The sequence below is a fragment of the Nocardia sp. NPDC003345 genome (assembly GCF_053589395.1).
The window spans coordinates 1-24,861 of the sequence record NZ_JBSFRU010000033.1; the positions used below are offsets into that span (position 1 = coordinate 1).

The 24,861-nt window shown below is 67.6% G+C and carries 20 protein-coding genes and 2 tRNA genes; 18 read left to right on the forward strand and 4 right to left on the reverse strand.

The window, feature by feature from the left end; genetic code table 11:
• Positions 1 to 65: 65 nt before the first annotated feature.
• Positions 66 to 1,109 carry a M48 family metallopeptidase gene (locus tag ACWDU1_RS06515; RefSeq protein ID WP_449996269.1) on the reverse strand — a complete coding sequence of 348 codons (1,044 nt, stop codon included), beginning with the start codon at positions 1,107 to 1,109 and terminating at the stop codon, positions 66 to 68.
• A 75-nt stretch (positions 1,110 to 1,184) separates the two neighbouring features.
• Between ACWDU1_RS06515 and ACWDU1_RS06520 the strand changes: the two genes are divergently transcribed.
• Positions 1,185 to 1,658, forward strand: coding sequence for a ribose-5-phosphate isomerase (locus ACWDU1_RS06520; protein WP_449996270.1), 474 nt, complete (start codon positions 1,185 to 1,187; stop codon positions 1,656 to 1,658).
• A gap of 16 nt (positions 1,659 to 1,674) precedes the next feature.
• Positions 1,675 to 2,487, forward strand: coding sequence for an Fpg/Nei family DNA glycosylase (locus tag ACWDU1_RS06525; protein ID WP_449996271.1), 813 nt, complete (start codon positions 1,675 to 1,677; stop codon positions 2,485 to 2,487).
• A 7-nt stretch (positions 2,488 to 2,494) separates the two neighbouring features.
• Here ACWDU1_RS06525 and ACWDU1_RS06530 read toward each other — a convergent pair whose 3' ends face one another.
• The gene (locus ACWDU1_RS06530) at positions 2,495 to 3,451 is read right to left on the reverse strand and encodes a diguanylate cyclase domain-containing protein (RefSeq protein WP_449996272.1); all 957 of its coding nucleotides are present in this window, start codon (positions 3,449 to 3,451) and stop codon (positions 2,495 to 2,497) included.
• 375 nt (positions 3,452 to 3,826) lie between these two features.
• Between ACWDU1_RS06530 and ACWDU1_RS06535 the strand changes: the two genes are divergently transcribed.
• Together ACWDU1_RS06535 and ACWDU1_RS06540 are read left to right on the forward strand one after the other, a co-directional pair.
• Positions 3,827 to 3,897 (forward strand) — tRNA-Gly (locus tag ACWDU1_RS06535).
• A gap of 39 nt (positions 3,898 to 3,936) precedes the next feature.
• Positions 3,937 to 4,010 (forward strand) — tRNA-Pro (locus ACWDU1_RS06540).
• A gap of 23 nt (positions 4,011 to 4,033) precedes the next feature.
• On the opposite strand, the gene ACWDU1_RS06545 is transcribed toward ACWDU1_RS06540, so the two are convergent.
• Positions 4,034 to 4,855, reverse strand: a complete 822-nt coding sequence (locus ACWDU1_RS06545) for a MerR family transcriptional regulator (RefSeq protein ID WP_449996273.1) — start codon at positions 4,853 to 4,855, stop codon at positions 4,034 to 4,036.
• A gap of 360 nt (positions 4,856 to 5,215) precedes the next feature.
• Here ACWDU1_RS06545 and ACWDU1_RS06550 point away from each other — a divergent pair, with 360 nt between their 5' ends.
• The 9 genes from ACWDU1_RS06550 to ACWDU1_RS06590 all read left to right on the forward strand — a co-directional run bounded on the left by ACWDU1_RS06550 (position 5,216) and on the right by ACWDU1_RS06590 (position 14,779).
• Positions 5,216 to 5,599 carry a hypothetical protein gene (locus tag ACWDU1_RS06550; RefSeq protein WP_449996274.1) on the forward strand — a complete coding sequence of 128 codons (384 nt, stop codon included), beginning with the start codon at positions 5,216 to 5,218 and terminating at the stop codon, positions 5,597 to 5,599.
• Positions 5,600 to 5,644: 45 nt separating this feature from the next.
• Positions 5,645 to 6,538: an ROK family protein gene (locus ACWDU1_RS06555; RefSeq protein WP_449996275.1), complete on the forward strand. Its 894-nt coding sequence runs from the start codon at positions 5,645 to 5,647 to the stop codon at positions 6,536 to 6,538.
• Between the two features lie 395 nt (positions 6,539 to 6,933).
• A complete protein-coding gene (locus ACWDU1_RS06560) occupies positions 6,934 to 8,052 on the forward strand; it encodes a GAF domain-containing protein (RefSeq protein ID WP_449996276.1) in 1,119 nt (372 codons plus the stop codon).
• 86 nt (positions 8,053 to 8,138) lie between these two features.
• Positions 8,139 to 9,134 carry a conjugal transfer protein gene (locus ACWDU1_RS06565; RefSeq protein WP_449996277.1) on the forward strand — a complete coding sequence of 332 codons (996 nt, stop codon included), beginning with the start codon at positions 8,139 to 8,141 and terminating at the stop codon, positions 9,132 to 9,134.
• 13 nt (positions 9,135 to 9,147) lie between these two features.
• Positions 9,148 to 9,411, forward strand: coding sequence for a hypothetical protein (locus ACWDU1_RS06570; protein ID WP_449996278.1), 264 nt, complete (start codon positions 9,148 to 9,150; stop codon positions 9,409 to 9,411).
• Entirely contained in the window at positions 9,408 to 9,980 is a 573-nt protein-coding gene (locus ACWDU1_RS06575) for a hypothetical protein (RefSeq protein WP_449996279.1), read from the forward strand. Before ACWDU1_RS06570 ends, ACWDU1_RS06575 begins: the two co-directional genes overlap by 4 nt.
• 17 nt (positions 9,981 to 9,997) lie before the next feature.
• Positions 9,998 to 12,505 (forward strand): ATP-binding protein, encoded by a 2,508-nt coding sequence (locus ACWDU1_RS06580; protein ID WP_449996280.1) that lies wholly within the window; start codon positions 9,998 to 10,000, stop codon positions 12,503 to 12,505.
• A gap of 49 nt (positions 12,506 to 12,554) precedes the next feature.
• Positions 12,555 to 13,343: a hypothetical protein gene (locus ACWDU1_RS06585; RefSeq protein ID WP_449996281.1), complete on the forward strand. Its 789-nt coding sequence runs from the start codon at positions 12,555 to 12,557 to the stop codon at positions 13,341 to 13,343.
• Positions 13,340 to 14,779 (forward strand): C40 family peptidase, encoded by a 1,440-nt coding sequence (locus tag ACWDU1_RS06590; RefSeq protein ID WP_449996282.1) that lies wholly within the window; start codon positions 13,340 to 13,342, stop codon positions 14,777 to 14,779. The genes ACWDU1_RS06585 and ACWDU1_RS06590 overlap by 4 nt, the downstream gene beginning before the upstream one ends.
• A 49-nt stretch (positions 14,780 to 14,828) precedes the next feature.
• On the opposite strand, the gene ACWDU1_RS06595 is transcribed toward ACWDU1_RS06590, so the two are convergent.
• Positions 14,829 to 17,135: a hypothetical protein gene (locus tag ACWDU1_RS06595; RefSeq protein WP_449996283.1), complete on the reverse strand. Its 2,307-nt coding sequence runs from the start codon at positions 17,133 to 17,135 to the stop codon at positions 14,829 to 14,831.
• Positions 17,136 to 17,562: 427 nt separating this feature from the next.
• On the opposite strand from ACWDU1_RS06595, the gene ACWDU1_RS06600 reads away from it, so the two are divergent.
• From ACWDU1_RS06600 to ACWDU1_RS06620, 5 genes are read left to right on the forward strand one after another with little or no spacing between them, the layout of a single operon-like run.
• Positions 17,563 to 19,752: a hypothetical protein gene (locus ACWDU1_RS06600; RefSeq protein ID WP_449996284.1), complete on the forward strand. Its 2,190-nt coding sequence runs from the start codon at positions 17,563 to 17,565 to the stop codon at positions 19,750 to 19,752.
• Positions 19,753 to 19,765: 13 nt separating this feature from the next.
• Positions 19,766 to 22,306, forward strand: a complete 2,541-nt coding sequence (locus ACWDU1_RS06605; RefSeq protein ID WP_449996285.1) for a hypothetical protein — start codon at positions 19,766 to 19,768, stop codon at positions 22,304 to 22,306.
• Between the two features lie 33 nt (positions 22,307 to 22,339).
• Positions 22,340 to 23,824 (forward strand): PPE domain-containing protein, encoded by a 1,485-nt coding sequence (locus ACWDU1_RS06610; RefSeq protein ID WP_449996286.1) that lies wholly within the window; start codon positions 22,340 to 22,342, stop codon positions 23,822 to 23,824.
• Entirely contained in the window at positions 23,821 to 24,180 is a 360-nt protein-coding gene (locus tag ACWDU1_RS06615; protein WP_449996287.1) for a YbaB/EbfC family nucleoid-associated protein, read from the forward strand. Before ACWDU1_RS06610 ends, ACWDU1_RS06615 begins: the two co-directional genes overlap by 4 nt.
• Positions 24,177 to 24,848, forward strand: a complete 672-nt coding sequence (locus ACWDU1_RS06620) for a hypothetical protein (RefSeq protein ID WP_449996288.1) — start codon at positions 24,177 to 24,179, stop codon at positions 24,846 to 24,848. Before ACWDU1_RS06615 ends, ACWDU1_RS06620 begins: the two co-directional genes overlap by 4 nt.
• Positions 24,849 to 24,861 lie beyond the last annotated feature (13 nt).

The window sequence follows — 24,861 nt, forward strand, 5'->3', positions numbered from 1 at the left end:
CCTCGGGGCCCGCAACCCCGCGCCGACGGAGTCGGCGCCAAAGACACGAAGTCGGCGCCATAGATTCAGCTCTTCGACAGTTGGATCTCGCTTCCTCCGAGCGGGCCCGGCGGGGGCATGGGGGGTGGGGTGAGGCGTGGGGGGAGCGGGTTGGGGCGCCAGAAGAGGCGGCCGTGGGTACTGCGGTCGCGGAGGGCCCACATCCGCCAGGTCAGGACCGGATGGGAGGACATGGCGTTCACCATCCAGATGAAGAAACCGCGTTCCTGGGCGGCGCGGTCGGCCATTTCGTCGAAGCCGACGACGCTGTTGAGGTATTTGCCGGCGGCCAGGGTGCCCATGGCGGCGGGGGCGCCTTGGGGGCGGTTGCAGTAGCCGTGGTTGTCGGCGGTGTATTCCTGGGAGCGGATCAGCGAATTGCCCAGAATCGGCAGGAACGGCACCAGGAACATGCCGAGCTGGCGCCAATAGGACGCGTGACCGGCGGCGATGTGCCCGACCTCGTGCCCGATGATGAAGGCCAGCGCGTCGGGTTCGCGGGCCGCGCCGCTGATCTCGAACAGATCGCTGTAGACCACCACGTACCGGCGGAAACCGTGGCCGGAGGCGAACGCGTTGATCTGGCCGTTGCCGAGCACGACGTAGGCGTCCGGCGCGGTGGCCATCCCGAACCGCGCGGCGGCCTCCTGCACCATCCGGTATCCGTCGGGGAACTGGGTCGGCGACATCCGTACCCCGTTGACCCGTTGGGACGAGAAGTTCACACCGCGCCCGAACCAGATCAGCAGCGGGGCCGCCACCAGGATCAGCACGTACTGGTTGACCGCGCCGAGGAACAGCAGCAGAAACGCCAGCGTATAGGCCACGGTGGTGAACAGGACGATCACCACGAGTAGTGGTATCTCCCAGCTGTGCCGCGCCGGCATCCCGAACGGCGACAGACCGCGGGGTTCGTGGGCGGGGGCCGGGGGCGGCGGGTAGGCGCCGGCGAAGGGGGCGGGTGTCGCTTGGTCGGTGAGCCACGGGTAGTGCCCGGGCTCCGGCGGATTCGCGGACCAGGCGGGGCCGGGCCCGGATCCGGACGGTTGCTGAGGGTCGTGCGGCTGCATACCACGACTCTAAGCAGTCCTCCCGCGACGCCGCCCGCCGTCACGGCCTGTTCGGCCGCCTGACACAATCGCGGCATGCGCGTATACCTGGGTGCCGATCACGCTGGTTTCGAACTGAAGAACGCCGTCAAGGACCACCTGGAAAAGGCCGGTCACGAGGTCGTCGACTGTGGCGCCCTCGTCTACGACGCGCTCGACGACTACCCCGCCTTCTGCATCGAGGCGGCCCGCCGTACCGTCGCCGACCCGGGCAGCCTCGGGCTGGTGTTCGGAGGCAGCGGTAACGGTGAGCAGATCGCCGCCAACAAGGTGCCGGGGGCGCGGTGCGCGCTGGCCTGGAGCGTCGAGACCGCGCAGCTGGCGCGTCAGCACAACAACGCCCAGCTCATCGGCATCGGCGGGCGGATGCATTCGCAGGAGGAGGCGCTCGCGATCGTGGACGCCTTCCTCGCGACTCCCTGGTCGGAGGAGGAGCGCCACCAGCGCCGCATCGATATCCTCGCCGACTACGAGAAGTCCGGCGAGGCGCCGGCACTGCCCGCGAACTGACCCGGTAGGCCGGGCGGTGCCGGAAGGTCACACCCTGCACCGTCTCGCGCGCCGGCACGATCGCCGGCTCGCGGGTGCGGTGGTGCGGGTATCGAGCCCGCAGGGCAAGTTCGCCGACGGCGCGGCCCGGGTCGACGGACGGCTGCTGCGCCGGGCCGGGGCCTGGGGTAAACATCTGCTGCACGAATACGAGGGCGATGTGTTCGTGCACGTTCACCTCGGGCTGTACGGCACCTTCACCGAATCCGGGTTGCCGATGCCCGAACCGGTGGGGCAGGTCCGGATGCGGCTGAGTGGGCCCGGCCGCGACGGTTCCGGCTTCGGGACGGATCTACGTGGCCCCACCGCGTGCGAGATCCTGACGCCACCGGAGGTCGACGCCCTGGTCGCGCGGCTGGGCCCGGACCCGCTGCGCGCCGACGCGGATCCGGGACGCGCCTGGGACCGGATCCGGCGTTCCCGCCGCAGTATCGGCTCCCTGTTGATGGATCAGCGCGTGGTCGCCGGTGTCGGCAACGTCTATCGCGCGGAAGTGCTGTTCCGGCACGGTATCTCGCCGGCTCGGCCGGGAACCGAGATCTCCGCGCGGCAGTGGTCGCAACTGTGGGACGACCTCGTCGCACTGATGCGGGTGGGAGTGCGCCGCGGGAAGATGCATGTGGTCCGCCCCGAGCACGACCACGGTGCGCCCTCCTACGCACCCGACCGGCCGCGCACCTATGTGTACCGCCGCGCGGGCGAACCCTGCCGCCTATGCGCGGCGGCGGTGCGGCACAGCGTGCTCGAGGGCAGGAATCTGTTCTGGTGCGCGCAATGCCAGCCGGGGTGAGCCCGGATCAGCCCGCCACCGCCGTGTCGACGGCGGTATCGCCAGGATCGGCGCCCACGTAGCGCCGCCCGCCGGCGGTTTTCGCCGAGTACATCGCGTGGTCGGCGCGGCGCAGCAGTTCCGCCAGTTCGCTACGGTCCTCCGGCGGTGAGTAGGTGGTGCCCACGCTCGCCGATACCGGTACCGGTCCCGCCGACGACCAGACCGAATCGTTGAGGGCGAGAACGATATCGCCGGCGAGTTCGGCCACTCGGTTGTCCGCCATCGCCGCGGCCAGCACGAACTCGTCGCCACCGTACCGGCAGACCACCGCGCCCGGCGGTGCCACCTCGCGGAGCCGCTGCGCGAGTTCCACCAGTACCTCGTCGCCGACCGTATGGCCGTAGTTGTCGTTGATCTGCTTGAACCGGTCCAGGTCCACCACCAGTAGCCCGATACCCCGTTCGGGATGCTCGGCCATCTTGCGGACCCGGTTGCGCAGTAGCGTGCGATTGGCCAGCCCGGTCAGCGCGTCGTGCGTGGCCTCGTGCTCCAGTCGCTGTTGCAGCGCCGCGAACTCTCGGACCCGCTGGGTGGCCTCGTCGGAGAAGTTCTTCTTCTGTTTGGCCAGGGCGAGTTCCTGGAGCGCCTGCGCGTAACTGTCGATGGCCTGACTCGCCACCAGCGGCCACTGGGTCGCGACCAGGGATCCGCGCGGTCCGGCCGGAAAACCCAGCAGGGTCCGGGTGACCAGCGCCAGCATCCGCACCTGGTGCAGCGGTTCGGCGCACAGCCGGGCACCCAGCCGCCGGGCGGCCCGGACCGGGAAGGGATCGGAGACGGTGAGATCGAGCAGTTCCTCGAGAATATCGATCAGCACGGGTTCGATCTCGGCCGCGGTGATATCGGCGTCGGGCTGCGCGCCCGCGGCCAGCGCCCATTCGCGGGCGGTGGAGCGGACCGGGGGCCGGCTCTCAGCAGGCATGGCGATCACCGATGGTGGAGGTAATCGCACCGCGGATCGGCCGCGGCTCCGATACCGGGCCGGGCCGGCTCTGTCGTACTGCTATGCGGGAGGTCCACCTTGTCGGGTGCACGCTACCGCCCCCTTTCCAGAAACCCCGTCCGGCAAGAAGATCGTAGCAAGATGGTGGGTCCCGGCGACTTGCCTTCTATAACAAGTTCTCGGACCCGGAGCAACAGCAATCTCTGTCCTATCGCTATGAATCCGTCCGTGTTACACCCCGGTTGTGCCCGGACCGCCGACGCGGACGAGGGGCTGATTGGCGAAACGAATGTGCGATTGGGTACAGTCGCTGATGCGCGCGGCAACGCGGTGTTTCCACCGAGGTCGCAGCACGCGGGTGTAGTTCAATGGTAGAACCTCAGCCTTCCAAGCTGATGGTGCGGGTTCGATTCCCGTCACCCGCTCCGAGGACCGGTAACACCACCCCCTCCCCGGGGGTAGTACGGGGTGTGGCGCAGCTTGGTAGCGCACCCGCTTTGGGAGCGGGTGGTCGCAGGTTCAAATCCTGTCACCCCGACAGTCTTTCGCCCCTCCCGTGCGCTAGCCGTGTGAACGTGAAGGCTGTTTTCCGTTCGGTGACTGGGTGCGCCGGGTGCCGTAGGGCGAGTGCGTGGCATCGGCGGCGGCGAGTCCGGGCTTTTCCGCGGTGGGCAGCGCGGGAATCTCGGGTGCCGGAAGTTCCGCCCGCCGGCCGAAGGCCTGATCGATCAGCTCGGAGGCGGCGCGCGTGACGATCAGGCGGGCGATGGCCAGATCGGTTTCCAGTTTGGTGCGGTCCTTGGGATTGCGCTCGGACTGCTCGTAGGCCCGGCCGGCCAGCACGTAGAAGATCTCGGCGGCATAACGCTCGGCCATCCGGTCGCAATCGGCGCGCATCCGCTCCACCAGGTGGAAGGTGGCCGCCGCGGGGAGTCCGGCGTCGGTGAGGCGGGTGGCCAGGTCGCTGCAGCGCGGATTGGTGACCCGGTAGACGTCGAACGGGTCGTCGCTGGCGGCCAGGGCCTGCTGGACGTATTCCGGGAGCTCGTGGGCGGGCTCCTCCGGTTCGGGTTGGGGTGGGTCGGCCGAGGTGTTCCGTCCAGGGGCGGCGGCGTTGTCGGTAACCCCCAGCACATCGGCGAGGCCGTCGCCGCGATCCCACGCGGAGAGGAGCTCTCGGATGCCGTTGAGTTTCATCCCGCGTCCGAGCAGGCGGCTGATCGTCTGTAGCCGATTGAGGTGGTCCGCGTCGTAATAGCCGATCCGGCCACGTACTTCTGGCGAGGGCAGCAGCCCACGCTCGTGGTACACGCGAACACTGCGCACGGTTGTCTCGGCAGCACGCGCCAGCTCGTCGATCGTGAACTCGGATTCGCCAGCCATACCTATAGGAAACCACAAGTGGGCCCGTAGTTAAACGGTCCGTAACTAAACGAACCGCTAAGCGGCGGCTTAATGATGTGAAAATAAGGTCAACGTCCCGTTACTTAACGGTACGAGGCCTTGCTTTCCGACCCTATGGTGCCTTACCGTCGTGATACAGCTGACATCAGCTGGTTTCCGGGGACTGTTGAGCAGCCCTGACGTTCCGCCCGACCAACGGGACACGTATCGGTTTCCCCCGGCGTGCCCTCGGCAGTTCCGGAGACGGTGATGACGACAACACGAGTTCGTACCTTCAACGTGGTTCTACCTCGGACTACGCAAATTTCGCGAGTTTCCTCGCCCCCTGCTCCCGCCACGGTGAAATCCGCGCAGCGACCTCCGTGCGCGGAACTGCCGGACAGCTGGGATCTGGATTCCGGCACACCCGAGGCCTGGCATTCGGCAGTGCGTACTTGCTATGGCTGTCCGCTCTTCGAGCAGTGCGCACGCCTGGCACAAACTCTCATCGACCGGGGCGATGCTCCGCGAGCCATGATCTGGGCGGGCATCGCCTACGACAACTCCGGCAATGTGATCGAGAACCTCGATCGGCATCGCACCGTCCCGATCGACCACAAGCGGCCCATGCGGATCATCCGCAACGGCCCACGTCCGACCCATGGCGCCGCAGTGGCCGGTACGCCGAAACGGCATATCGTGCTGGGTCGCCCGCTGCATTCGGCGGAATCGGCGGCCGTCTGACTATGCTGCGGGGGCAAACGCGGATCTAGCTCTGGTGGTGCGTAGATGACAATCCTGGCGTTGGAGATCGGCGCGGCCCGGATCGCGGCGATAGAGATCGCCGACGATGTCGGTTCCGACGGACTCCAGCAGATCCCGGTCCCCGAGTACGGCGCCTGGGATCAGGTCCGTGACCTGCTGCTCGGAATCGCGGCGGGGCGGGACGTGGTGGCCGTCGGCATCGCGTCCCACGGACCCATCGATATGACCTCCGGAGTGGTGGCGCCGACGCGGGTCCGCGAATGGCAATCCGGGTTCCCGCTGGTGGAATCCGTGCAGAAGCTGTTCCCGGCGGCATCGGTGGTACTCGCCCTCGACGGCGTATGCCTCTCCCTGGCCGAACGGCATTTCGGCGCCACCCAGGAGGTCATGGACTCGCTGTCGATCCACCTGTCGGACACGATCGTCGGCGGTGTCATGGTGGGGGGCTTCGTCGTCGTCGGGCGTACCGGCAACGCCGGCCAGATCGGCCACCTGCTGGTGCCCGGTTTCGACGAGGTGTGTGAATGCGGCGGCCGCGGCTGCCTGGAATCGGTGGCCGGCGGTACCGCGCTCGTCGCCTGGGCCAAGAGCCAGGGCTGGGGCGGTAATTCGCTCGACGCGCTGGTCGCCGACGCGCAGGCGGGTGAGCGGATCGCGTTGTCGGCGCTCGAACGTGCGGGGACCGCGCTGGGCCGCGCCATCGCCTCGGTGGCGCCGCTGCTCGATATCGACCGGGTCGCCGTCGGTGGTCCGATAGCCGTGGCCGGTTCCCCGCTGTGGAAACCCCTGCACAGCGCAATCGCGATGCATGCGCGGCTGCCGGTGCTGACCGGGCTGCGGGCCGTGCCTTCGGATCTGGAGGATCTCGGGCTGCTCGCCGGGGCCGGCGTGATCGCCCTCACCTCGCAGGCGGAGTAACCGTCCGGCGGTGCGGCCCGGTTTCGGTGCGCACCGCATCGGGGCGGTCCCGGCGGAATCCGGTATGCGCCGCAGGTGTTCGTATCGGGCGTGATCTCTTGCCGCCCGGACCCCGTGCAACCCGGGATTATTCACATCGTGGGCCGCTACCCACCCCGAACCGATCCGGTGTCCACCGGTGTTCGTACAATCGTGCGGCGGGGTCGCCCGGGCGGCCCCGCCGGGAAGTTCCTTCTTCGGGATGTTCCCGGTCGGTCCTCTGGTCGAATCCAGATTTCACTGTTGAACGTACCGCTGAGCAACGGTACATTATCTTCTGCGGACGTTGTCTCGTTGGGGACATACTCCGCGCAACAGTTGGACGCAGGCGATGAGAGGGCGCAGTGATCCCCTGGGTGACGGTCGAAACATTGGCACCGGAAGGCTTCTCGGTCGCCTCGGTCGGGGATACCGCGCGTGAATTCGCCGACTGGCGGCGGGTGCTGCAGCGGCAACTGGCGCGGACCCCGGCGCTCTACGACGGGTTGAGTACCCGGGATATCACCGAGGCCCTGCGTACCTCCATCGAAGGCGCGATCGACCTGGACCGTACCGTCGCCACACGGTCCGGTCCGCACCGGCTGATGGTGCGCCCGGTATTCGGTCCGGCCGGCGAAGTGCACGCGGTGCGCTGGTGGGCCGGCCCCGCGGACGACCCCGTACCGCCGTTGCCACCCGCCGTCGGCGCGATCTGGGATCTGGACAGCCAGACCCTGGCCCAGCCCAGCGGTATCACCGCACTCTCGGGGATCGCGCCGGAGGAGTACGTCCCGCGGATGTCGATCGCCGAATTCTTCCACCGCGTTTCGGCCTTCGACCGGCATGCGGAGGTACTCGATCTGCTCTACCGTCCCCAGCCCGGGGACAAGCTCCAGTTCGAGGTCTCGATCCTGCGCCCGGCCGGCCGGGCGACCCGGTGGCGGATCACGGTCCGGGCGCGCGACGACGAGCACACCCGTGGCGCCTGGTGGCTGATCGAGGACATCACCTCCGAGGACGACCCGGCGGTGTGGCCGACGCTGGAGAGCGTCGGGTTGCGGGAGGCGCACCGGCGGGCGGGGAATCACCTCGCCGTGGTGCAACTGGCGCACACCACCATTTCGCATTGGCTCACCGACCCGGCGCCGTGGGTGCGATGGGACTACCTGTTCCGGCCGGTCGATGTCTTCCACCCCGACGACCGGGTCCGCCTGGTCGAACTCGGTTCCCGGGTCCGGGCCGGTGACAGCACCGGCGTGACGGTGCGGGCGTTGAACTATGGCGGCGGCTATACCCCCACCTCGCTGCTCCTCTATCCCTATCCCGGTTTCTCGAACCGGGAACTCGCCATCGCTCAGCTGGTACGCGCCGCCGACGATATTCCGGTGGTGGAGCCCGATCTCACCGATCTGGCCTCACCGGCGATTCCGATCGGATACGACGATCAGCTGCGCTACCGGCTCGCGGGCCGGCTCCGGCACAGCACGGTCTCCTGAACCGGGCCCCGCGGCGGGCGACCGAGTCCCCATGCGTGGGAAGGTGTCGGCCGCTCGTGGGGGGCCCTCTCTCTACCATTTCGAGAGTGAGGACTGGGGCGGCGGGACGCGCGGATTCGGGCGAGGCACTGCTTCGCCGGATGGCCGCGCGCCGGCGCCGCGACAATATCGTCGTCGTGGTTCTCGCGGTACTCGCCGTCCTCGGCGGCGGTCACGCGGTGTACAGCTTCTTCGCTCCCGAGCCGGCGCCACCGGGCGACGAATCCATGGTGAGCATCACCGGGCACGCGCAACTGGCCGGTTCGTTCGCCGAGGATTTCGTGGTGACCTATCTGAGTTCCGGTTCCGGACAGCGGGAAGCGCTATCCCGTTTCATAGGTGGAACGGAGCAGATCACGCTGCCGAAGACCGGTCAGCAGGTCAACGATCCGCTCGTCGTCTATATCGCGCGGACGCTCGCCTCGGGGCCGATGGAAGTCTGGTCGGTCACCGTTTCGGTCCGGGCCGGGCACGGTCAGACCCAGGCGCCGAGGCAGTACTACCGGGTGCCGGTCTCGGTCGCCGAGGGAAATCTGCGCGCGCTGACCCTGCCCGCGGCCGTCGCGGCTCCCGGTATCGGTTCCGAGCTGGCCCAGTCGTATTCGGCACCGTGCGGGGAGGAGACCCCGTTCACCCAGGTGGCGACCGGATTCCTCACCGCCTACCTGACCGGGTCCGGGGATACCGCGCGCTATGTCACCGTCGACTCCGGAATCGTGGCGCTGCGCCCGGCGCCCTTCACCGCTCTGGAGACCGTGTCCGTGACAGCGGAGGACACCGCGTGCGGAACGGCGGGGTCGCAGGCTCGGGTGCTGGCCACCGTGACACCGAAGGGCGCGAGCGGCACCACGCCCGCGCTGGCCTATCCGCTGACCATGGTCCGAGGCGAGGGCCAATGGCAGGTCCGGGCCATCGAAGCGCTGCCCGCGCTGAAGGAACCGCTCACCGCGGTCATGCCGCAGAGCGGGAGTAACGATCCGGCGCCCGGCGCCACCACCGCTCCGACCACCACCGTGCAGATCCCGCCGGCGACCCAGAACTGACGAGGCGATCCCCATGAGCAATATCAGCAATATCCTCTACGGCATCCTGGTCTTCGTTCGCTGGGCCGGCCTGATCCTCATCACGATCGTGTCGATGGGTGTGCTGATCGCCGAGGCCGCCAAATCGAAACTCTCCCCGGCGAAGATCCTGGGCGTGGCCGGATCGGCGATCCTGGCGGCGGTGCTGTTCTGGATGTTGCCGACCCTGGTCAACTACGCCCGCAGTGACGCGAACACCATCGTGCCCGATCACCCGGTGGGAAGCCTGTACCGGTGACCCAGGTGATCAAGGTCTTCACCCCGGTCAAACGCGTCCCGACGATGATCGGCAAGGCCCAGAACGGCCAGAAGCTGCCGTTCGGGCCGTACACCCTGCCGCAGGTGGCGGGAGTCGCGGGGGGATTGATCCTCACCGGCGCCGCCGCCATGACGCTGCCGATGAATCCGGCGGTGACCTTTCTGGCGGGCGTGGCGTTGACGGTGGTGATCGGATTCGGCCTGGGCCTCATCCCGTATACGGGGGTGCGGCTGCTGTCGCGCGTGCTGTGGTTCGGGCGGCTGGTCTTCTCCCCGAAACCGGTGCTGGCCTCGGGGATGCCGGTAACCCCCGAATCGGCCCGGATCACCATGTTCGTCGAGGAGACGGTGGTGGCGATCCTGCCCCACGAACCGCCGGCGAATTCCGGGACGGGCCGCCGCGCCGGGTCGCGCGGGGTGCAACTACTGGAATTCGTGGGCGGTAACCGGTTCACCCGGTCCGCCGCCACGGTGGCGGCCGAACCGTCCAAATGGCGGTCGCTGATCAACGGTAACGGGGGGCGTCCGAAGAGCGGAGAGGGACGCTGATGGGGTTCAACCGGGATTTGCAACCGACCGCCGCCATTCGCGGGCATCTGCAGTTCACACATTCGGGGCTGGTCACCGCGAACTATTTCATCACCCCGCTCGGCTACGGATTGCGTAAGGCGAGCGATAAATTCGATGTCAAGCTCGCGCACCACTCCCTGGTCAACAATCTGCCCAACGGTTCGCTGCTGCTGGGTATCCAGGCCCGGCAGAACACCATCGATGTGCTGAGCAAGATGGTCGAGGGCGTGGATCTCGACGATTGCGCCGACTACGCCGACGAGGTGTTCGCCTCCTACGAGCGGGTGCGGGCAATAGCGCCGCAGACCCGGATATTCCTGCTCTCGATCCCGGTGGGCACCGCCAATACCAGTGGCATCTCCGCACTGTCACGGATGTGGCGCGGCAGCACCACCACCATCGACGCCACCGCCATCTCCCGGGCCGAACTGGACGCCTACGAGGACGAGGCCAACGAGATCCTGTCCCGGATCGGCGGCGATTTCGACCCGCTGCCGGTGCCCGCGGCCATGTTCCAGTGGCTGTGGGAGCACTATCTGGCCCGCGGCGCCGTCGGCGATCCGGTGGCCCCCACCCGGGCCGGCGCGCTCGACGATGCCACCGCCGCGGTGTTCAAATCGGCCGCGCTGGACGAGGGCGCCCGTGCCGATTCGCAGCGCCGGTTGCGGCCGTCGTTCGTCCCGGTGATCAAGGTGGTGCAGCCCGATACCGGCTACCGGCCCTCGTATCAGGCGCTGCTCACCCCGCGGTCGTTTCCGTACGCGGGCATGATGTTTCCCGGCGGTAGTGAATTCCTGAACGTGATCGACGGTCTCGGCGATGTGACCGTCGACTGGGGCATGCGGATCTCCACCAAACCCGCGGACCAGGTGCTCAAGGCCAACGAGGTGAATCTGCGGCGGCTGGGTGAGCAGATGGATCAGCGGGACCAGGAGATCTCCTTCGCGCAGAACACCCTCATGTCCAAAGCCCAGATGCTCGGTGAGTACAACCAGCATTTCGAGGTCAACGGCGGCGAATCGGAGGTCTCGTTCACCACCGTGATCGCGGTCGGTGGACCGTCGCGGGACGAGACCATGGACGCGGTGAACACCCTGCGCCGCCGATACAAGCGGTTCCAGGTGGAGATGGCCACGCCGGTCGGCGCCCAGGTGGATCTGTGGTCGTTGCTGGTGCCGGGCAGCCCGCCGCGCCGCGCGTTCGACGATTTCGCCCATATCGTGCCCTCGGATATGTGGGCCGGATTCGTCCCGTTCACCACCAGCCAGATCGGCGACGACAGCGGGCCGGTGATCGGTATCAACCTGCTGTCCGGGCATTTCGAGCCCATTCACTTCGGCATCATGGAGGCGGCGCTACACGACCTGTCGGCGTCTTTCGCGGTGACCGGAGAACTGGGTTCGGGTAAATCGTATTTCCTCAAACTCATGGCCGTACTCGTCCACGATATGGGCGGGCAGTTCCTGGCCATCGACCGCAGTCAGGTCGGGGAATGGGAGCATTTCGCCACCGCCATCGACGACGCCGTGGTCATCGACCTGGCCGAGCCGCAGGTGTCTTTGGATCCGTTGCGCCTGTTCGACCCCCGGATCGCGGGGGAGCGCGCCCTCGACTCGGTGCTGCCGCTGCTGGACCTCTCGCCCACCTCCGGCACCGGTGCGGTGATCAGTAATCTGCTCTCCCCGAAAGGGATCGCCCAGTATGGGATCACCAGCCTGCTCGACCTGTTCAAGGTGGTGTGCCGGCTCCGCGACGAACCGGGTTCGATGGAGGAGTACGCGGATCTGGCGGCCCGGCTGGGCACCATCGTCGAGCGGGTCCCGGTGCTGTTCGACCCCAACCTGAAACCGATCCGGCTCGACGCCGCGGCGACCGTGGTACGCAGCCACAAATTGGCCCTGCCCACTGCCGAGGAACTCACCACTCCCCACCTGTACAACCGGCTGCCGCTGACCAAACGGCTCGGCACCGCACTGTACGAACTGGTCGGCGTGACGGCCCGGGAGGCGTTCCTCTCCGACAACGGCCGTTTCGGCCTGCTTGTCGGCGACGAGGCGCACCACTTCACCCAGACGCAGGTGGGCGCGGCGGTCACCTCCGATTTCAGTCGCGACGGACGTAAACACCTCGCCGCGATCGGCCTCGCCTCGCACGACCCGAAGACCGACTTCCAGGGCGCGGCGCACAATCTCATCCCGAACCGGTTCGTCTTCCGGCAGCGGGACGAGACCCTGGCGCGTAACAGCCTGGAGTGGCTGGGCGTCGATCTCGAGGAGACGCCGTTCCTGCTGCAGGCGCTGCGGGAGGACACCTCGCCCCCGGTCGGCGCGGGACGGCAGGTACCGGAGGAACGGCGCGGCGAGATGTTCATGCGGGACGCGCTCAGCCGGATCGGGCGGGGCAAGGTCCTCGGGCCGGCGCGGGCGGACCGCGCCGAAGCCATCACCAGTACTCCGACCGCCGTCGCGAGGACCGAACGGCGGGAACCCGAGGCCGTGTGGTGACCGCGCCGTGAACATGGCGGAGGGGTCGAAACCGCGCGATCCGAACAGGATGAGGACGATCGTGTTCCTGATCCTGATCACGGCGGTGTGTGGATGCGGCGGGATGATGCTCTTCGTCGTGGCACCGGTGGGTGAAATGGTCTCACTGGGGCAGCGGGACTACCGGCGCCAATGTGAGATCGCCGTCGGACCGGAGACCGGTACCACCGCGACGACGACCGCCACGGTTCCCGTCGCGCCGAGCCCGGTGCCGCAGTCGACTTCGCCCCGGCCCACGGCGAACCCGTACGCCTCTCTGACTCTGGAGCCGGACGATCCGAACGTCACCGACCGCGACCACGCGTGCGTGGCGGCGATGCGGTCGGCCCCGTGGCAGGATCAGCCGATCCGCAGTCCGAACACCGGCCCGGCCGCCACCTGCGCCGCTGATCTCGCGCTGCGTTACGTGGAGGTCGGCGGTACGGCGGTGATGGCCGATTATGTGCGCGATGTCGTCTACAGCGCGTCCATCGTGACCACCACCGGGCAATGCGCCCCGATCCGGGCACCGGCATCGGTCGCGGAGGAGAGCTGCGGTGACCCCGCGAAAGGGAGTCCGGCGGTGATCCTGCCGGAGACGGTGGGCGCGGCGGGCTACTGCGGGCAACTGGTCGATCCGGAAGCGGCCTCGCCCGGAGACGTGGTGTTCTGGGATTACCGGGACAACGCCGCGACGCGCGCCGCGATCGCGTTGGGGCCTCGCGAACTGGTGACCGTGGAAAGCGGGAAGTTCGTACGCATCGGTATCCCCGAGGGGGCCGAGATACAGATCAAACGGGTGCTGGGGGAGGCCAGGTGACAAGCGCGGAAATCGGGCCCATTCCGGTAGATATCGAGGTCGAAGAGCCCGACGATGCGTCACGGCCCGGTACTCCCTGGCATGTCGGCGAGCGGCGGAAGTGGGGCGCCGGTGGTAACGGCAGCCCGGCACCGGGCACCCCGGCGCCTCCCGCCGCGCCCCCGGGACAGGGGGGCGGCCCATCATCCGCCGCGGGTCCCGCCGCTGCCCCGGCCCCCGCCACCGGTCCCGCGCCGGGCCCCGGTGTATCGGCGCCCGCGACGGTGCCTGCCGCGGCACCGGTGGCGGCGGCCCCTGCCGCTGTAACCGGACCACCCGGGCAGCCCGCCGCGCCGCCGGCGACCGCTGCTCCACCCGGCGAGGAGCGGCCGGAGCCCGAACCGCTGGTGGATCCGGAAATGCTGGCGCAGATGGCGCCCATGGCGCTGATGGCCGGCTCGGCCCTGCTTCCGATGATCGGCTCCGCGCTCTCCGGCCTCCTGGGTGGTGGATCCGGTGGCGGGGGCGCGGCACCGGCGGCCGAAACCGGCGCGACCGGGATGGACCCGCAATCGGATCGTGCGATGCGGGTGCTGAAAGCGCTGGAGGCGATGTACGGCGAGGGCGAGCCGGCCGACCCCGAGGTGCGGGAGCTACGGGAAAAACTGGGTGTTCCCGCCGCGGGGAGCGGCGAGGGACCCGCGATGGTCAAGGCGAAACAGATGTTTCAGGCCAATCGCGCCACGGCCTTCAACAATCTGGACAAGCAATTCGCGAAATACGTCTCGACGCTGGGCGGGACGAACAAGGCCGACCAGACCGCGTTGCGGAAGCTGCTCAAACAGACCAATGCGGCGTTGGCGGAGCTGGGGCCGATCGCGTACACCAAAGAGGGGCAGCAGAAGGTCCGCCAGATTCTGACCGTCGCGCTGAAGGCCGCGCACCAGATCGTTTCGGGTTCTTCGGCCAATGCCGGCGATACGGCGTCGGCGATCAATCAGCTCACGAATCAGTACCTCTACAACATCCTCGGCAAGGAACTACCCGGAGGCGTGAAGTTCATCACCGCCGCGGCGGCGGCGTCCGCGGGAGCGGCTTCGGCGCGTGCGCAATTCGCGGTCAAGACGGCCCTCGCCCAGATCGGTGATCCCTATGTCTGGGGCGCCGAGGGCCCGGGTAGCTTCGACTGCTCGGGGCTCACGCAGTACGCGGCCGGGAAGGCGGGCGTCAACATCCCACGCACCGCCGATCAGCAGTACCGCGCGTTGCCCAGGGTCGACCCCGGCGATATCAAACCCGGCGACCTGATCTTCCCGGCCAGTAGCTACAAGAACGGCCAGATGGGCCACGTGCTGATGTACATCGGGAACGGGGAATGCGTGCACGCCCCGCGGACCGGCCAGGATGTGCAGAGAACGAGCCTGCCGAAGAGCTACGCGGCGGGCCGGTACGCCTGATCCGGACGCGGTACGGGCGCCGCCCCGCGAAAGCGACGGCGCCCGCCGATCAGGAATCCCAGGGGTCGAGACCGGAGGCCGGATCGAGATGATCGAGGTTGGCCACCCGGTTGGACCACCGCGCGAGCTCCATCCGGGTGATATCCGAAGGGCTGTCGTGGTAGTCGACGGCCGCCTGGCGGAAGGCGGTCGCGGCTTCGCTGGCGATGGTCCAGCGGGTATTGCGGCCGACGTTGTTCCACTCGTCCGGTGTGATCGCGGCTCGAAGAGCGAGATCGGAATCCCAGTTCTGCCGGACACGGTTGATGAAACCGACATCTGTGACGGCCCCGGGGATGGGGGTGTTCGTATGCCGGGCGAAGTTCTCCGCGGCAACGACGGCCTGCGCCGCGAAGGCGCGCTGGGTGGTGATGGAGTCGGTCGGCCGCAGATGGTTCTCGACCGCTCGCGACGCCGCGATGGCCTTCTGCAACGGTGCCCAGCCGTACGGGTTCGTGGACATACTCGCTTTCATCGCCGCCGAGGCCCGCAGCACCTGATGTACATGTTCGTCGGATGTGCCGCCGGCCCGCAGGACGGAGGCGAGGTAGCTGTCCGGAACGCGGCTGTCGCCGAGACCGTCGAGAGCGTTCGCCGCACCCAGCGCATTGTCCATGCCGCCGTACGGGTCGGCCCTGGCATGCGCTTTACGCAGCCAGTTCGCGCGACTGAGCCCGGACCAGCGGTAGGTTTCCTCGCGGGAGTCGGCGGTCCGCATATTCGCCAGATCCGACCGGCGCCTGCCACGGGACAGCGGGTTGAGCGGGTTCGGAGTACCCATCATCAGCCATCCGGTGACCGGTGAACTGTTGACGGTGTTGAGGGCGGCTATGGCGGCCAGGCCGGTCAGCCCGCCACCGCCGCCACCGCCGCCGGAGGACCCCATCCCGAGGGCCTGCCCACCGCCACCGCCGCCGCCGGAACCGCTACCGCCGCCGGACCCCGCGATCGACAGCGAGAAGCGGTTCGCGATCCAGTCGTTGCCACGGGACAGGCTCTTGTTCAGGCGCCGGATCTGGGAAATGGCCACGACCTCGACTACGCAGGCGATAACGATGACCGACATCACCTGGCCGTTCGCCTGGTTGAACAGATTGCCCATGAACAGCATGTAGATGGCGAGGAAGACGATGAACACCGTCATCCGCGCCGCCGCCACGAAGGCATCGACGACATTGCGGACCAGGAAGGTCTGGGTGGGCCCGTATACGAAACCGCCGGCGGCGAAACCGAAGATCGCCATGAATCCGTGATAGATCGTATTCAATGCCGCCTTCATCACCTTGAGTGACAGATAGATGGCGAAGGCGAGCAGCAGCGTGGCGCAGACCAGCAGGATCAATCCGGTGCCGACCTGACCCATGGTGGGGGTCTGAGTTCTGGAATAGGCGGCCTTGTCACAACTCTTCATCGCCTCGCGGACATTGCCGTCGTTACCGGACAGCACGCCCGAGCTCCAGCCGGATTCGCATGCGGGGTAGTTGTCGACGATATGGCCGAAGTTCCACACCTGTACCGGTTTGCGCGCGAAATTGTCGGCCATGTCCTGCTGCAGGACGGTGACCAGCTGGGTCGGATTCGGGCTGTTGTCGCCGTTCAGACCGGCCGCTACCGAGATCCCCAGATCACGGCCCTGGGTGAGCAGGCCGTCGGAGGACAACACGTCGGCGAGCGGTTCGGCGAGAAAGATCGGGCCGAGTACGGCGACCCCCACCAGTGTGACCACCTGCATGGTCGCCTTACCGGGAAATCCACGGACGATGAAGTACGCGACGAAGAAACTACCGCAGGTCGCGGCGGTGAACATGACTGCCGGAGTCGCGATCTGGTGGGTGAACGCATCCGCGACGCCGGTCAGGGCGTCTCCGAACATATCGAGCCAGGTGAAACTCATGGTGAAGCCGACGATCCAGATGGAGGTCGTCACGATGGTGATGTATCCGACGAACAGGATGCTGATTATCGTCCACAGCACGGTGTTGCCGGGATTGAGCAGGCCGCCTTTGTCGCTGGCGAACATATAGCTCGACAGCGGAACACCGTTGGAGTCGCGCACATTCATCCAGCTGAGGCCGTCGATCTGGGAGACCCCGCTGCTGGTCTGTGCCATGGCCACAGTCCCGACGACGCCGGGAAAAACGACCAGGGCGAAAACAGCGATCAGTATCCACAACAGCCGGCGCCGCCAGCGTTTGCCGTCGAGCCACGCCTTGGCCCGGGCCACCACGGTATCGGGGTACCAGCGCAGGGGATCCCACTCCGGTCGCGTCTTCGCCTCGCTCGGCGGGTTTTCCGATAACGGTGTCGAGGTGGTCATACGACGGTCACCGCCGGACAGCCGCCGAGGGGGAACCGCCGTGCGGGAGTGGGATCGAGAACGACCGGGCAGCCCATGGGCCGGTCGATATCCGGGAGGCCGGATCGTACGTCGCCTGTCGGATACCGCAGGTTCATCGAATGTTTCCTCCTGCGGCGTCATCCGGCCCTCGGACGAATTCGGGGGCGGTGGTGTTCGTGCACGTCAGTGTATGACCGGGGACCTCGATGATGACCTGTTCCACCAGGTCAGCGCTTCCCCGTACTGGGAATCCAACACAATGGGTGGGGTCAGGAAGGAGTCACGCGCATGGTCGGCTGTCCGTGCCCGGTGCCTCATGTCCGCTGGGTGGAGTCCGTATGCCGGAAATCCGGCACGCGGTATGGGGCCGCTGCGCGCAATACGATGACCGCCGGCAGGTGACACTGTGGGGTTCTGGAGCGGCGTAGGCGACTTCTTCAGCGAGTACGGCGACGATATCCTGGTCGGGGCCGTGAGCGTCGCCGGGTTCGCGGTGGCGGGACCACTGGGCGCCGCCGCGGCGGGCGCCGTGGCAGGCGGTATCGCCGCCGGAGTCCAGGGGGAGAACATCGCCATGGGCGCCGGTTTCGGTGCCCTGGGGGGTCTGGTCGGTGGCGTCGGGAGTTTCGGTGTGCGGGGTCTGGTCGGGGCGGGTAAATCGGTTGCCAAGGCGCAGGCCACCACGGCGGCCGAGAAACTGGCGCTGAACAGGGGACTGCTGGGGGCCTTGCCGTCCAAGATCGGTGGCGCGCATCTGACGCCCGGACGTACGTACCTCGGGCTCCTGGGTGCGGCCTCGGCGCCGAGCCTGGGTAACTATTTCGAGGATGCCTTCCGGAGGGAAATCCTCGGATATTCCGCCATACCATTGATCGATATCAGTGAGTCGGACTGGCCGGACAAGATGGCGCACGTCTTCATGCCGGACCCCGGTCAGTTGCCCAGCGGTCTCGATTTCACACCGCCGATGCAGCAGAACTACCGGACGCTGCCGCCCATGTACCACGGCTTCTGGAAGCAGTTCGGTAAGGACCCGGCCGACAACATCCTCCCGGAGGAGCTGGACGTCAGCGATATCTCGGGAGAGGACGCGGCGAATATTCCGCATTACCGCGAGCGGGTCGCGGTGATGCGCGAACAGTACGGTCGCATCCGATCGGCCTCGCGGATCGTGGTGAACGCGGTGAACAGGTCGGCGGAGTTGTGTACCGCCGGCCGCGGGGATCTCGGGTCCGCGCTGAAGGCGCTGAAGGATTTCGCCGGGACCGATCCGCGCGATGTCGAAGGAATCAAGAAACATGCCGGCGAGTACACCGAAAAGCCGAGTGAGAACACCGGATTGCCGATCCTGGCCGTGGATCTGACCCTGCTCACGGGTGAGGCGAATGAGGACGCCTATGTGATGGTGCTCGTCGAGGCGGCGATTTCCACCGCCGAAGCGCTCGTCGCCGCATACGGCGAAGCATTCCAGCAACTCGCAGACGAGACCGAGCAGCAGACTCCGGACAAGCCCACCGACAAGAACACCGAGAAGAAGACCGCCGGCGAGAAGGAAAACGACGGTGCCGATACCCGGAACTCCGGGACGGATCCCAGTTTTCGGCCGACCGGGAACACCCAGGCCCCCGGCACCGAAACACCTCGAACCGCCACGGCGGCGCAAACGGGGCCGCCACCGGCGCTGGATCTCACCGGCACGGATACCCCGTCCGCTGAATCCGGTACCGACGCCGGCGCCGGATCCGGTACGGACCGCGCGGTCAACGCCGGTGACCCCCGCGGCCTGTCGGGTCGGTCGGAGACCACCCCCGGCGCGGTCGGCACACCCGCCCTGGCAACACCGTCCATGAGCGGTACCACGGCTTCCGGTATGGGACTCGAGTCCATGATGCTGCCCTTGATGATGCGGGCCATGATGAACGGCCGCGGATCCGAAGGCGATGAACGCCGCCGTGACTCACGGGACCGCGACGAGGACCGGTTCGGTGGCGCGCCGGTGCCGGCGGCGCCCGCACCGGGTGCCGCGCAGCAGCCCGCGACGCAATCCACGCCGCAGTCCACGACCCAGTCGGCTCCGGCGAAATCCGTCGCCCCGCCGGCCAAGCCGACCGCACCGCCGGTGGCTGCCGCCGCGACGAAGACCTCGGCGGAGAATACCGTGTACACGTTTCCCGACGGGCGCACGCAGGAGGTGTCGGCCGTGGTGGCCCGGGTGCTCGACGCGGCATTCGGGAACGCCGCCGGGACCGACGCGCGGCGTGCCTACGAAGGGACCGTCGCGGCCTGGACCGATCCGAAGCGAATCGGTTCCAGGGTCGATCCGAGCCAACTGATGACCGGCGACGTCGGGACCTGGGAGAACCGGACCGCGGTGCTGGCGGTATTCGGCAGCGATATGGACGGCCGGGTCGAAGCGGTCGTGGACGGCGTCCTGCGGGTGGTCGACGCGCTCGCCGAGATGAATGACGGCGGCGGGGCGTTCGGCGGATTCACCGGCTTCTTCCATCCGCCGGGCATCGAGAAAGCGGTGGCGGACGGGTCCGCTCCTGCCCTCGAGCCATCCGGCGATCAGACCTCGACCGCTGTGCCCGCATGAGAGGAAAACCGCTGTGAGTGTGTTCGGGTTTCTCACCGAGGTCGCTGTGGGCGCCACGGCGAGCCGGTTCATTCCGGGTATGAAGGGCGTGCTGGTCGGGTCGGTCGGGGGAAGCCTGGCACACAACATGTTGGACGGTACGGTCGGCGTTTCCGAGTTGCTCACGGACGCCGGGCTCGCGGCGGTCGGCGGGGCGACGATGCACGGAGTCAACAACAGGTTGATCAGCAAGGGGCTGGGTGAGTGGTCGGGTAAGTCGGCCAAGGCGCTGGCGAAAGCGGAGGAGCCCAGTAAGCAGCTTGCCTCGAAAGTCAATGATCTGAAGGCCGCCACCCGCGCGCACATCAGAGCGCGCACGGATTATTCGAGAATGAACTGGCGGCAGAAAGCGACCCCTGAGGGAATCCGGCTGAGGAAGAGTCTGGGTCCCCTGGAGAAAGCGCGGACCGACGCCCGCGCCGCGGCCAAGCAGAGCAGTTCGGCCGCCAATCAGGCCGCGGACAAGTTGGCCAAGGCGAAGCGAACCGATAAATGGGCGCAGGGATTCAACAACCAATTCGGCAACGGCACCAGCCTGTTGCACAATTGGGGTCGTGCCGGACTCATCGGTCTGGGAGCCGCTGCCGTGCCCGCGCTCTACGGTGCGGCGAAACCCGATCCCGGAGGAGACGGTACCGGTGGCGAGCAGGGGCCCGGCACCGAGCAGAAGACATCGCAGACACCCCTGGTCTGGGATGGGCTGGACCCCGCCACGTCGGCCGGTGTGATGTGGACCGCACCGTTCGATATGGACCCCTCGGTGGAAGCCGGCGGAACCGGGTTTCTCCTCCGTCCCAGGGATCTGGATATCGATCTGGTGAAATGGTATGGCGCGGACGGTGATTCCTTCGCATTCTCGGTCGTGGACAACCATCAGATGTTCGGGGATCCGAAGCTGAAGAAGCCCCTCGAGCTGACCGCGGTCCCGACGCTGCCCCCGGCCAGCGGCCTGGACGGGAGTCACGGCGGCGAAAGCTACGGAGACGTCCTGGAGATATTCCAGGCGAAGGCCGAGCGACTGACCGAAAGCCAGAAGGTGGTCGCCGAATCGGTCGGCGACGAAGTGGACAAGATCCAGGAACAGGGGCTCAAAGATATCGCGTCGCTGATCAAAGGCGTGAATACGGTGATGCAGGATATCCCGGACGCTTCCCCGGCCAATTTTCTCACCGTGCTCACCCAGGCCTTCGCGGAACTGATCCAGACGATGGACGATGCCGCGGCGGCGAACGAACTGGCGGCGCAGAAGATAGACGAGAAGACCGCGGAGTCGGACAAGAAGGCCTCCGAGGACCTGGCCAACTCTGTCAACAGGTTCGCGAATCAGGCCCAGGACCCGGGCTACACCGCCGACAGCTCACGGATCGGAGTGAACAATCCGTTCGATCCCGGCAATATTCCCGGATACAACCCCACGGCGTCGAGTGCCGACCTGAAGGACGCGACCGAGAAGTTCCGTAAGGACGCCGAGGATCTGCAGAACCGAGCCGATATCCCGCAAAATCAACTCGGCGGTTCGGGTTCGGGCCTCAATCCGTCCACGTCCACTCCCGCAGCGTACAACCCGAACATGTCCGGTCTCGGGGCCACCGATGCGATGGGCGGAATGGGCGGGATGAGCGGCCTGATGAGTTCGCTGCTGCCGATGATGATGCAGCAGGCGGCCATGCGGAACATGACCGATAGCGATATGTCGGGACGGATGCGCGACCTGGATCCGTCCCGGTACGACCGCGCGGCCGCGCCGACCATGCCGCAGGCGCAACCGGCCGCCACCACCCCGTGGTCGAATAACCAGGCCGCCACCGGTGCAGCACCGGCTCAGGCCCAACCGGCTCACCACCAGACCGGCGCACCCAACGGCGCCACCTCCACCCAGACCGGCGCCGGGGCGCCGCGCCGGGTTCCCGGCGAGGACGGGTTGGTGCCCTACTCCTTCCCGGACGGCCGCAGCCAGCGGGTTTCACCGGCAGTGGCGCAGGGGCTCGACAAGGCCTTCGCCAATAAGTCCGGTACGGATGCGCAGACCGCGTACGACGGCACCGCCGCGGCATGGACCGACCCGAAGGACATCGGGCTCGCGGTGGATCCGTCCCAGTTGATGACCGGCGACGTCGCGACCTGGACGATCGCCGCTTCGAAGGAGGGAACGAAGGCGCCGGCGGAGGCACAGGCGGTGGTGTCCTCACTCGGTGGCGATCCGGGATCCGCGGAGGGCGAGTCCGGGGACTCGAAGAAACCGGAGCGCAAATCCGAGGAGCCGAAGGGCGATCCGGGATACCGTACGGCCATCCTGGTTGCCTTCGGCGAAGGGGAGAGCGGCACACTGGAGGCGGTCGTGTCCGGCGAGTTGCAGCAGTACGCGGCGGATATGACCGATGGCACGGGGCCGTTCGGTGATTTCGCCGGGTTCAAGCATCCCAAGGGTGTCGAGGCCACCGGAGACAAGGGACAGGACGTCGACGGCGCGGCGGAGCCGGCCGCGACCGATGTTCCGGCGCTGGCACCGGCGTAGCGGGAGGCGGGCGATGGGTGAGAGGAGCAGGGCATGGCGCTGAATGTCGATCTCGGCGAGCTCGTTTCGGTGGCCGGGCAGTCCGCGGATACCGCGCGGGTGACCGGTGCGGCGATGCCCCGGGAATGGGTGTTGCCCGCCGGGACCGACCCGATCTCTGCGCAGGCCGTCCCACAACTGAACTCCCAGGCCGCCGCGCTGTTCAACGCCACGATCGGGGTGCTGAACAAGATCCAGCGCGACGCGCATCTGGTCGGGCAGGCGGCGGCCGATTACTCGGCCACCGACGACGAGGGCGCACGGTTGATCAACGGGTCGGGCGCCGAACTCGTGGGTAATCCGGTACCCGCCGTGGAACAGGTGGGGTTGCGGCGGGTGCCGCCGGGACTGTCCACCATGCCGGTGGTCACCGGTGATCCGCTGACCTTCGCCCAGCAGTTGCAGAACGGTCCGGGGGCCGGGCCCGCGTTCCGCTTCGCCGATTCGATCCGGTTGTTCAACACCAGTTCCCGGACCCAGGCCTCCGGCGATATGGATCGCGCGGGGGCGGTGCTGCAGCACTGGGCTCCGGTGGGTTCGGATGTCGCGCAACGCTTCGCCACCTATCGCGGCTGGATGGACCACCTGGGTGACGCGATGGAGAAATTGGCGCAGGGCGCGGAGTCCTATGGGAATGCGTTCACCCGCGTGAAGGCCAAGCATCCGACACCCGAGGAGATCCGGGCGGCGCGTAAACGAATGCTGGCGGCGGCGCGGTCCAAGAACGAAGCGGCGCTGGCGGCGGCGACCGCGGAATACAACGAACTGAATATGCGGGCGGGGGAGGCCACCGGATCCTATGTCTCCGAGACGGGAACCGGTGTCGCCAGCTCGGAGGCCGGTGCGGCGAGTTCCCAGGCCGCGACCGGCGGCCAGCAGAGTGGGTCCGGCGATCAGATGCTGTCGCAGATGCTGCCCACGCTCATGAGCATGATGGGGCTGGGCGCCAACGGGCTGTCCCAGAACGAGGACATCTCCGACGAGTACTACGACGACTACTACGACGATTACGGTCTGGGCGACTACGCGGTGCCGTCGTTCCCGAGTACGAGCAGCGGCGGATCGCCCTCGATGCCGGGTGGCGGCGTGCCGAGTGTCAGTGACGTGCAGACGCTGTCCGCCACCACGACCATGCCGCTGGCCGGGGCCGTCACCGGGGCGAATGTGGGTAGCGCGCCCCGGGTTCCGGTGGGTGATGCCATGGCGGGAGGTGCCGGTGGCCAAGGCGCGCGGACCGCGGGTTCGCCGATGATGCCGTACGCCCCGATGGGCCCCGGCATGGGTGGTGCCGGCGGCGGCGCGGGCGGTAACGAACGCAACCGGGTGGTGGCCTGGCATCCCGACCGCCTCATGTATGTCGACGACACCCCGCACACCGAACCTGTTATCGGGGAACGGCCCACCATCGCGCCGACGGTTACGCAACCGACCCCGGCGCCGGCCAATCAGGCCCCGACCCGATCCGGAGGGAACGTATGAGCATTCACCCCGACGTACAGGCCGCGTTGGACGCGGCCCGCGATCTGCGCCATCGGATCGCCGATATGCGTGAGCGCATCGACGAGGTGCGGGCCCGGCGGCCGTCACCCAGCGGCACGGTGATCCCCGAGGTCGATGCGATGGGCCGGCTCACCAGCCTGTATCTGGCGCCGGGCACCACGGACCGGTTCACCAGTGACGAATTGGCCGCCGAGATCATGGCGGCCATCCGGGAGAGCACTCAGGACGCGGCCCGGCAGTATCAGGTGATCATGGAAACCGTGATCACCGAGAACGAATCCGCGGACGCGAGTACCGCGCGTGAACCGGAGCCGGTCGCGGAGCCCGCGCGATGACCGACGCCGAGACGGACGATTCGGTCTCGGCGGCCGATGCGATCGGCTGGCTGCACGAGGAAGGACTGGCGCGGCTGGCCGGACTCGGGGCCGGCTCGGCCGCGGCCGCCGTCGCCTTCGCGGTGGATGTGTCCACCGGTATCGTCACCAAGTATCCGGCCGCCAACGGCGGTATCGGCGCGGATTCCACCACCGTGGCCGCGGATGATCTGCCCGCGCCGACCGGGGGCGCCCACCGGCTGGTGATCGTCGGTATCACCACCGGCGAGCAGTTGCTGGTGGTGGATCTGGCGGGTTCCCTGGTGATCGGGATCAACGGTGATCGGCCCGAATTGGCGGCGCGTTCCTGGGTTACCCAGCTACTGCTCAACCCCGACGTCACTGTGACGACCAATAGCCCGGACGTGGCGATCGGCGGCAGTCCGCGGTGCCGTAAGAGTTTCATTCCCGGCGGGGGTGGTTCGGTGATCTCCGTGGACGACGGCCGGCCGCCGGTGACCACCGTATCGATGAACTCGGATATGGACAGTTCCGATTATCTGGACCTGCTCGGCGACGGTTCCGCGGAAATGTATCTGGGCGCCCGGGTATGGCCGCTGCGGCTGGCGATGACCATCGCCGACGCACCGTGGGCGGTGCTGTCGCAAACCCTGGCCGAGACCGCGTAAGTTTCCGGCGACC

Bases quoted from the DNA above. Each gene is read 5' to 3' on its own strand.
- ACWDU1_RS06515 (WP_449996269.1), bottom strand. From the start codon at position 1,109: ATGCAGCCGCACGACCCTCAGCAACCGTCCGGATCCGGGCCCGGCCCC.
- ACWDU1_RS06585 (WP_449996281.1), top strand. From the start codon at position 12,555: ATGAGGACGATCGTGTTCCTGATCCTGATCACGGCGGTGTGTGGATGC.
- ACWDU1_RS06570 (WP_449996278.1), top strand. From the start codon at position 9,148: ATGAGCAATATCAGCAATATCCTCTACGGCATCCTGGTCTTCGTTCGC.
- ACWDU1_RS06545 (WP_449996273.1), bottom strand. From the start codon at position 4,855: ATGGCTGGCGAATCCGAGTTCACGATCGACGAGCTGGCGCGTGCTGCC.
- ACWDU1_RS06520 (WP_449996270.1), top strand. From the start codon at position 1,185: ATGCGCGTATACCTGGGTGCCGATCACGCTGGTTTCGAACTGAAGAAC.
- ACWDU1_RS06555 (WP_449996275.1), top strand. From the start codon at position 5,645: ATGACAATCCTGGCGTTGGAGATCGGCGCGGCCCGGATCGCGGCGATA.
- ACWDU1_RS06610 (WP_449996286.1), top strand. From the start codon at position 22,340: ATGGCGCTGAATGTCGATCTCGGCGAGCTCGTTTCGGTGGCCGGGCAG.
- ACWDU1_RS06530 (WP_449996272.1), bottom strand. From the start codon at position 3,451: ATGCCTGCTGAGAGCCGGCCCCCGGTCCGCTCCACCGCCCGCGAATGG.
- ACWDU1_RS06615 (WP_449996287.1), top strand. From the start codon at position 23,821: ATGAGCATTCACCCCGACGTACAGGCCGCGTTGGACGCGGCCCGCGAT.
- ACWDU1_RS06595 (WP_449996283.1), bottom strand. From the start codon at position 17,135: ATGACCACCTCGACACCGTTATCGGAAAACCCGCCGAGCGAGGCGAAG.
- ACWDU1_RS06620 (WP_449996288.1), top strand. From the start codon at position 24,177: ATGACCGACGCCGAGACGGACGATTCGGTCTCGGCGGCCGATGCGATC.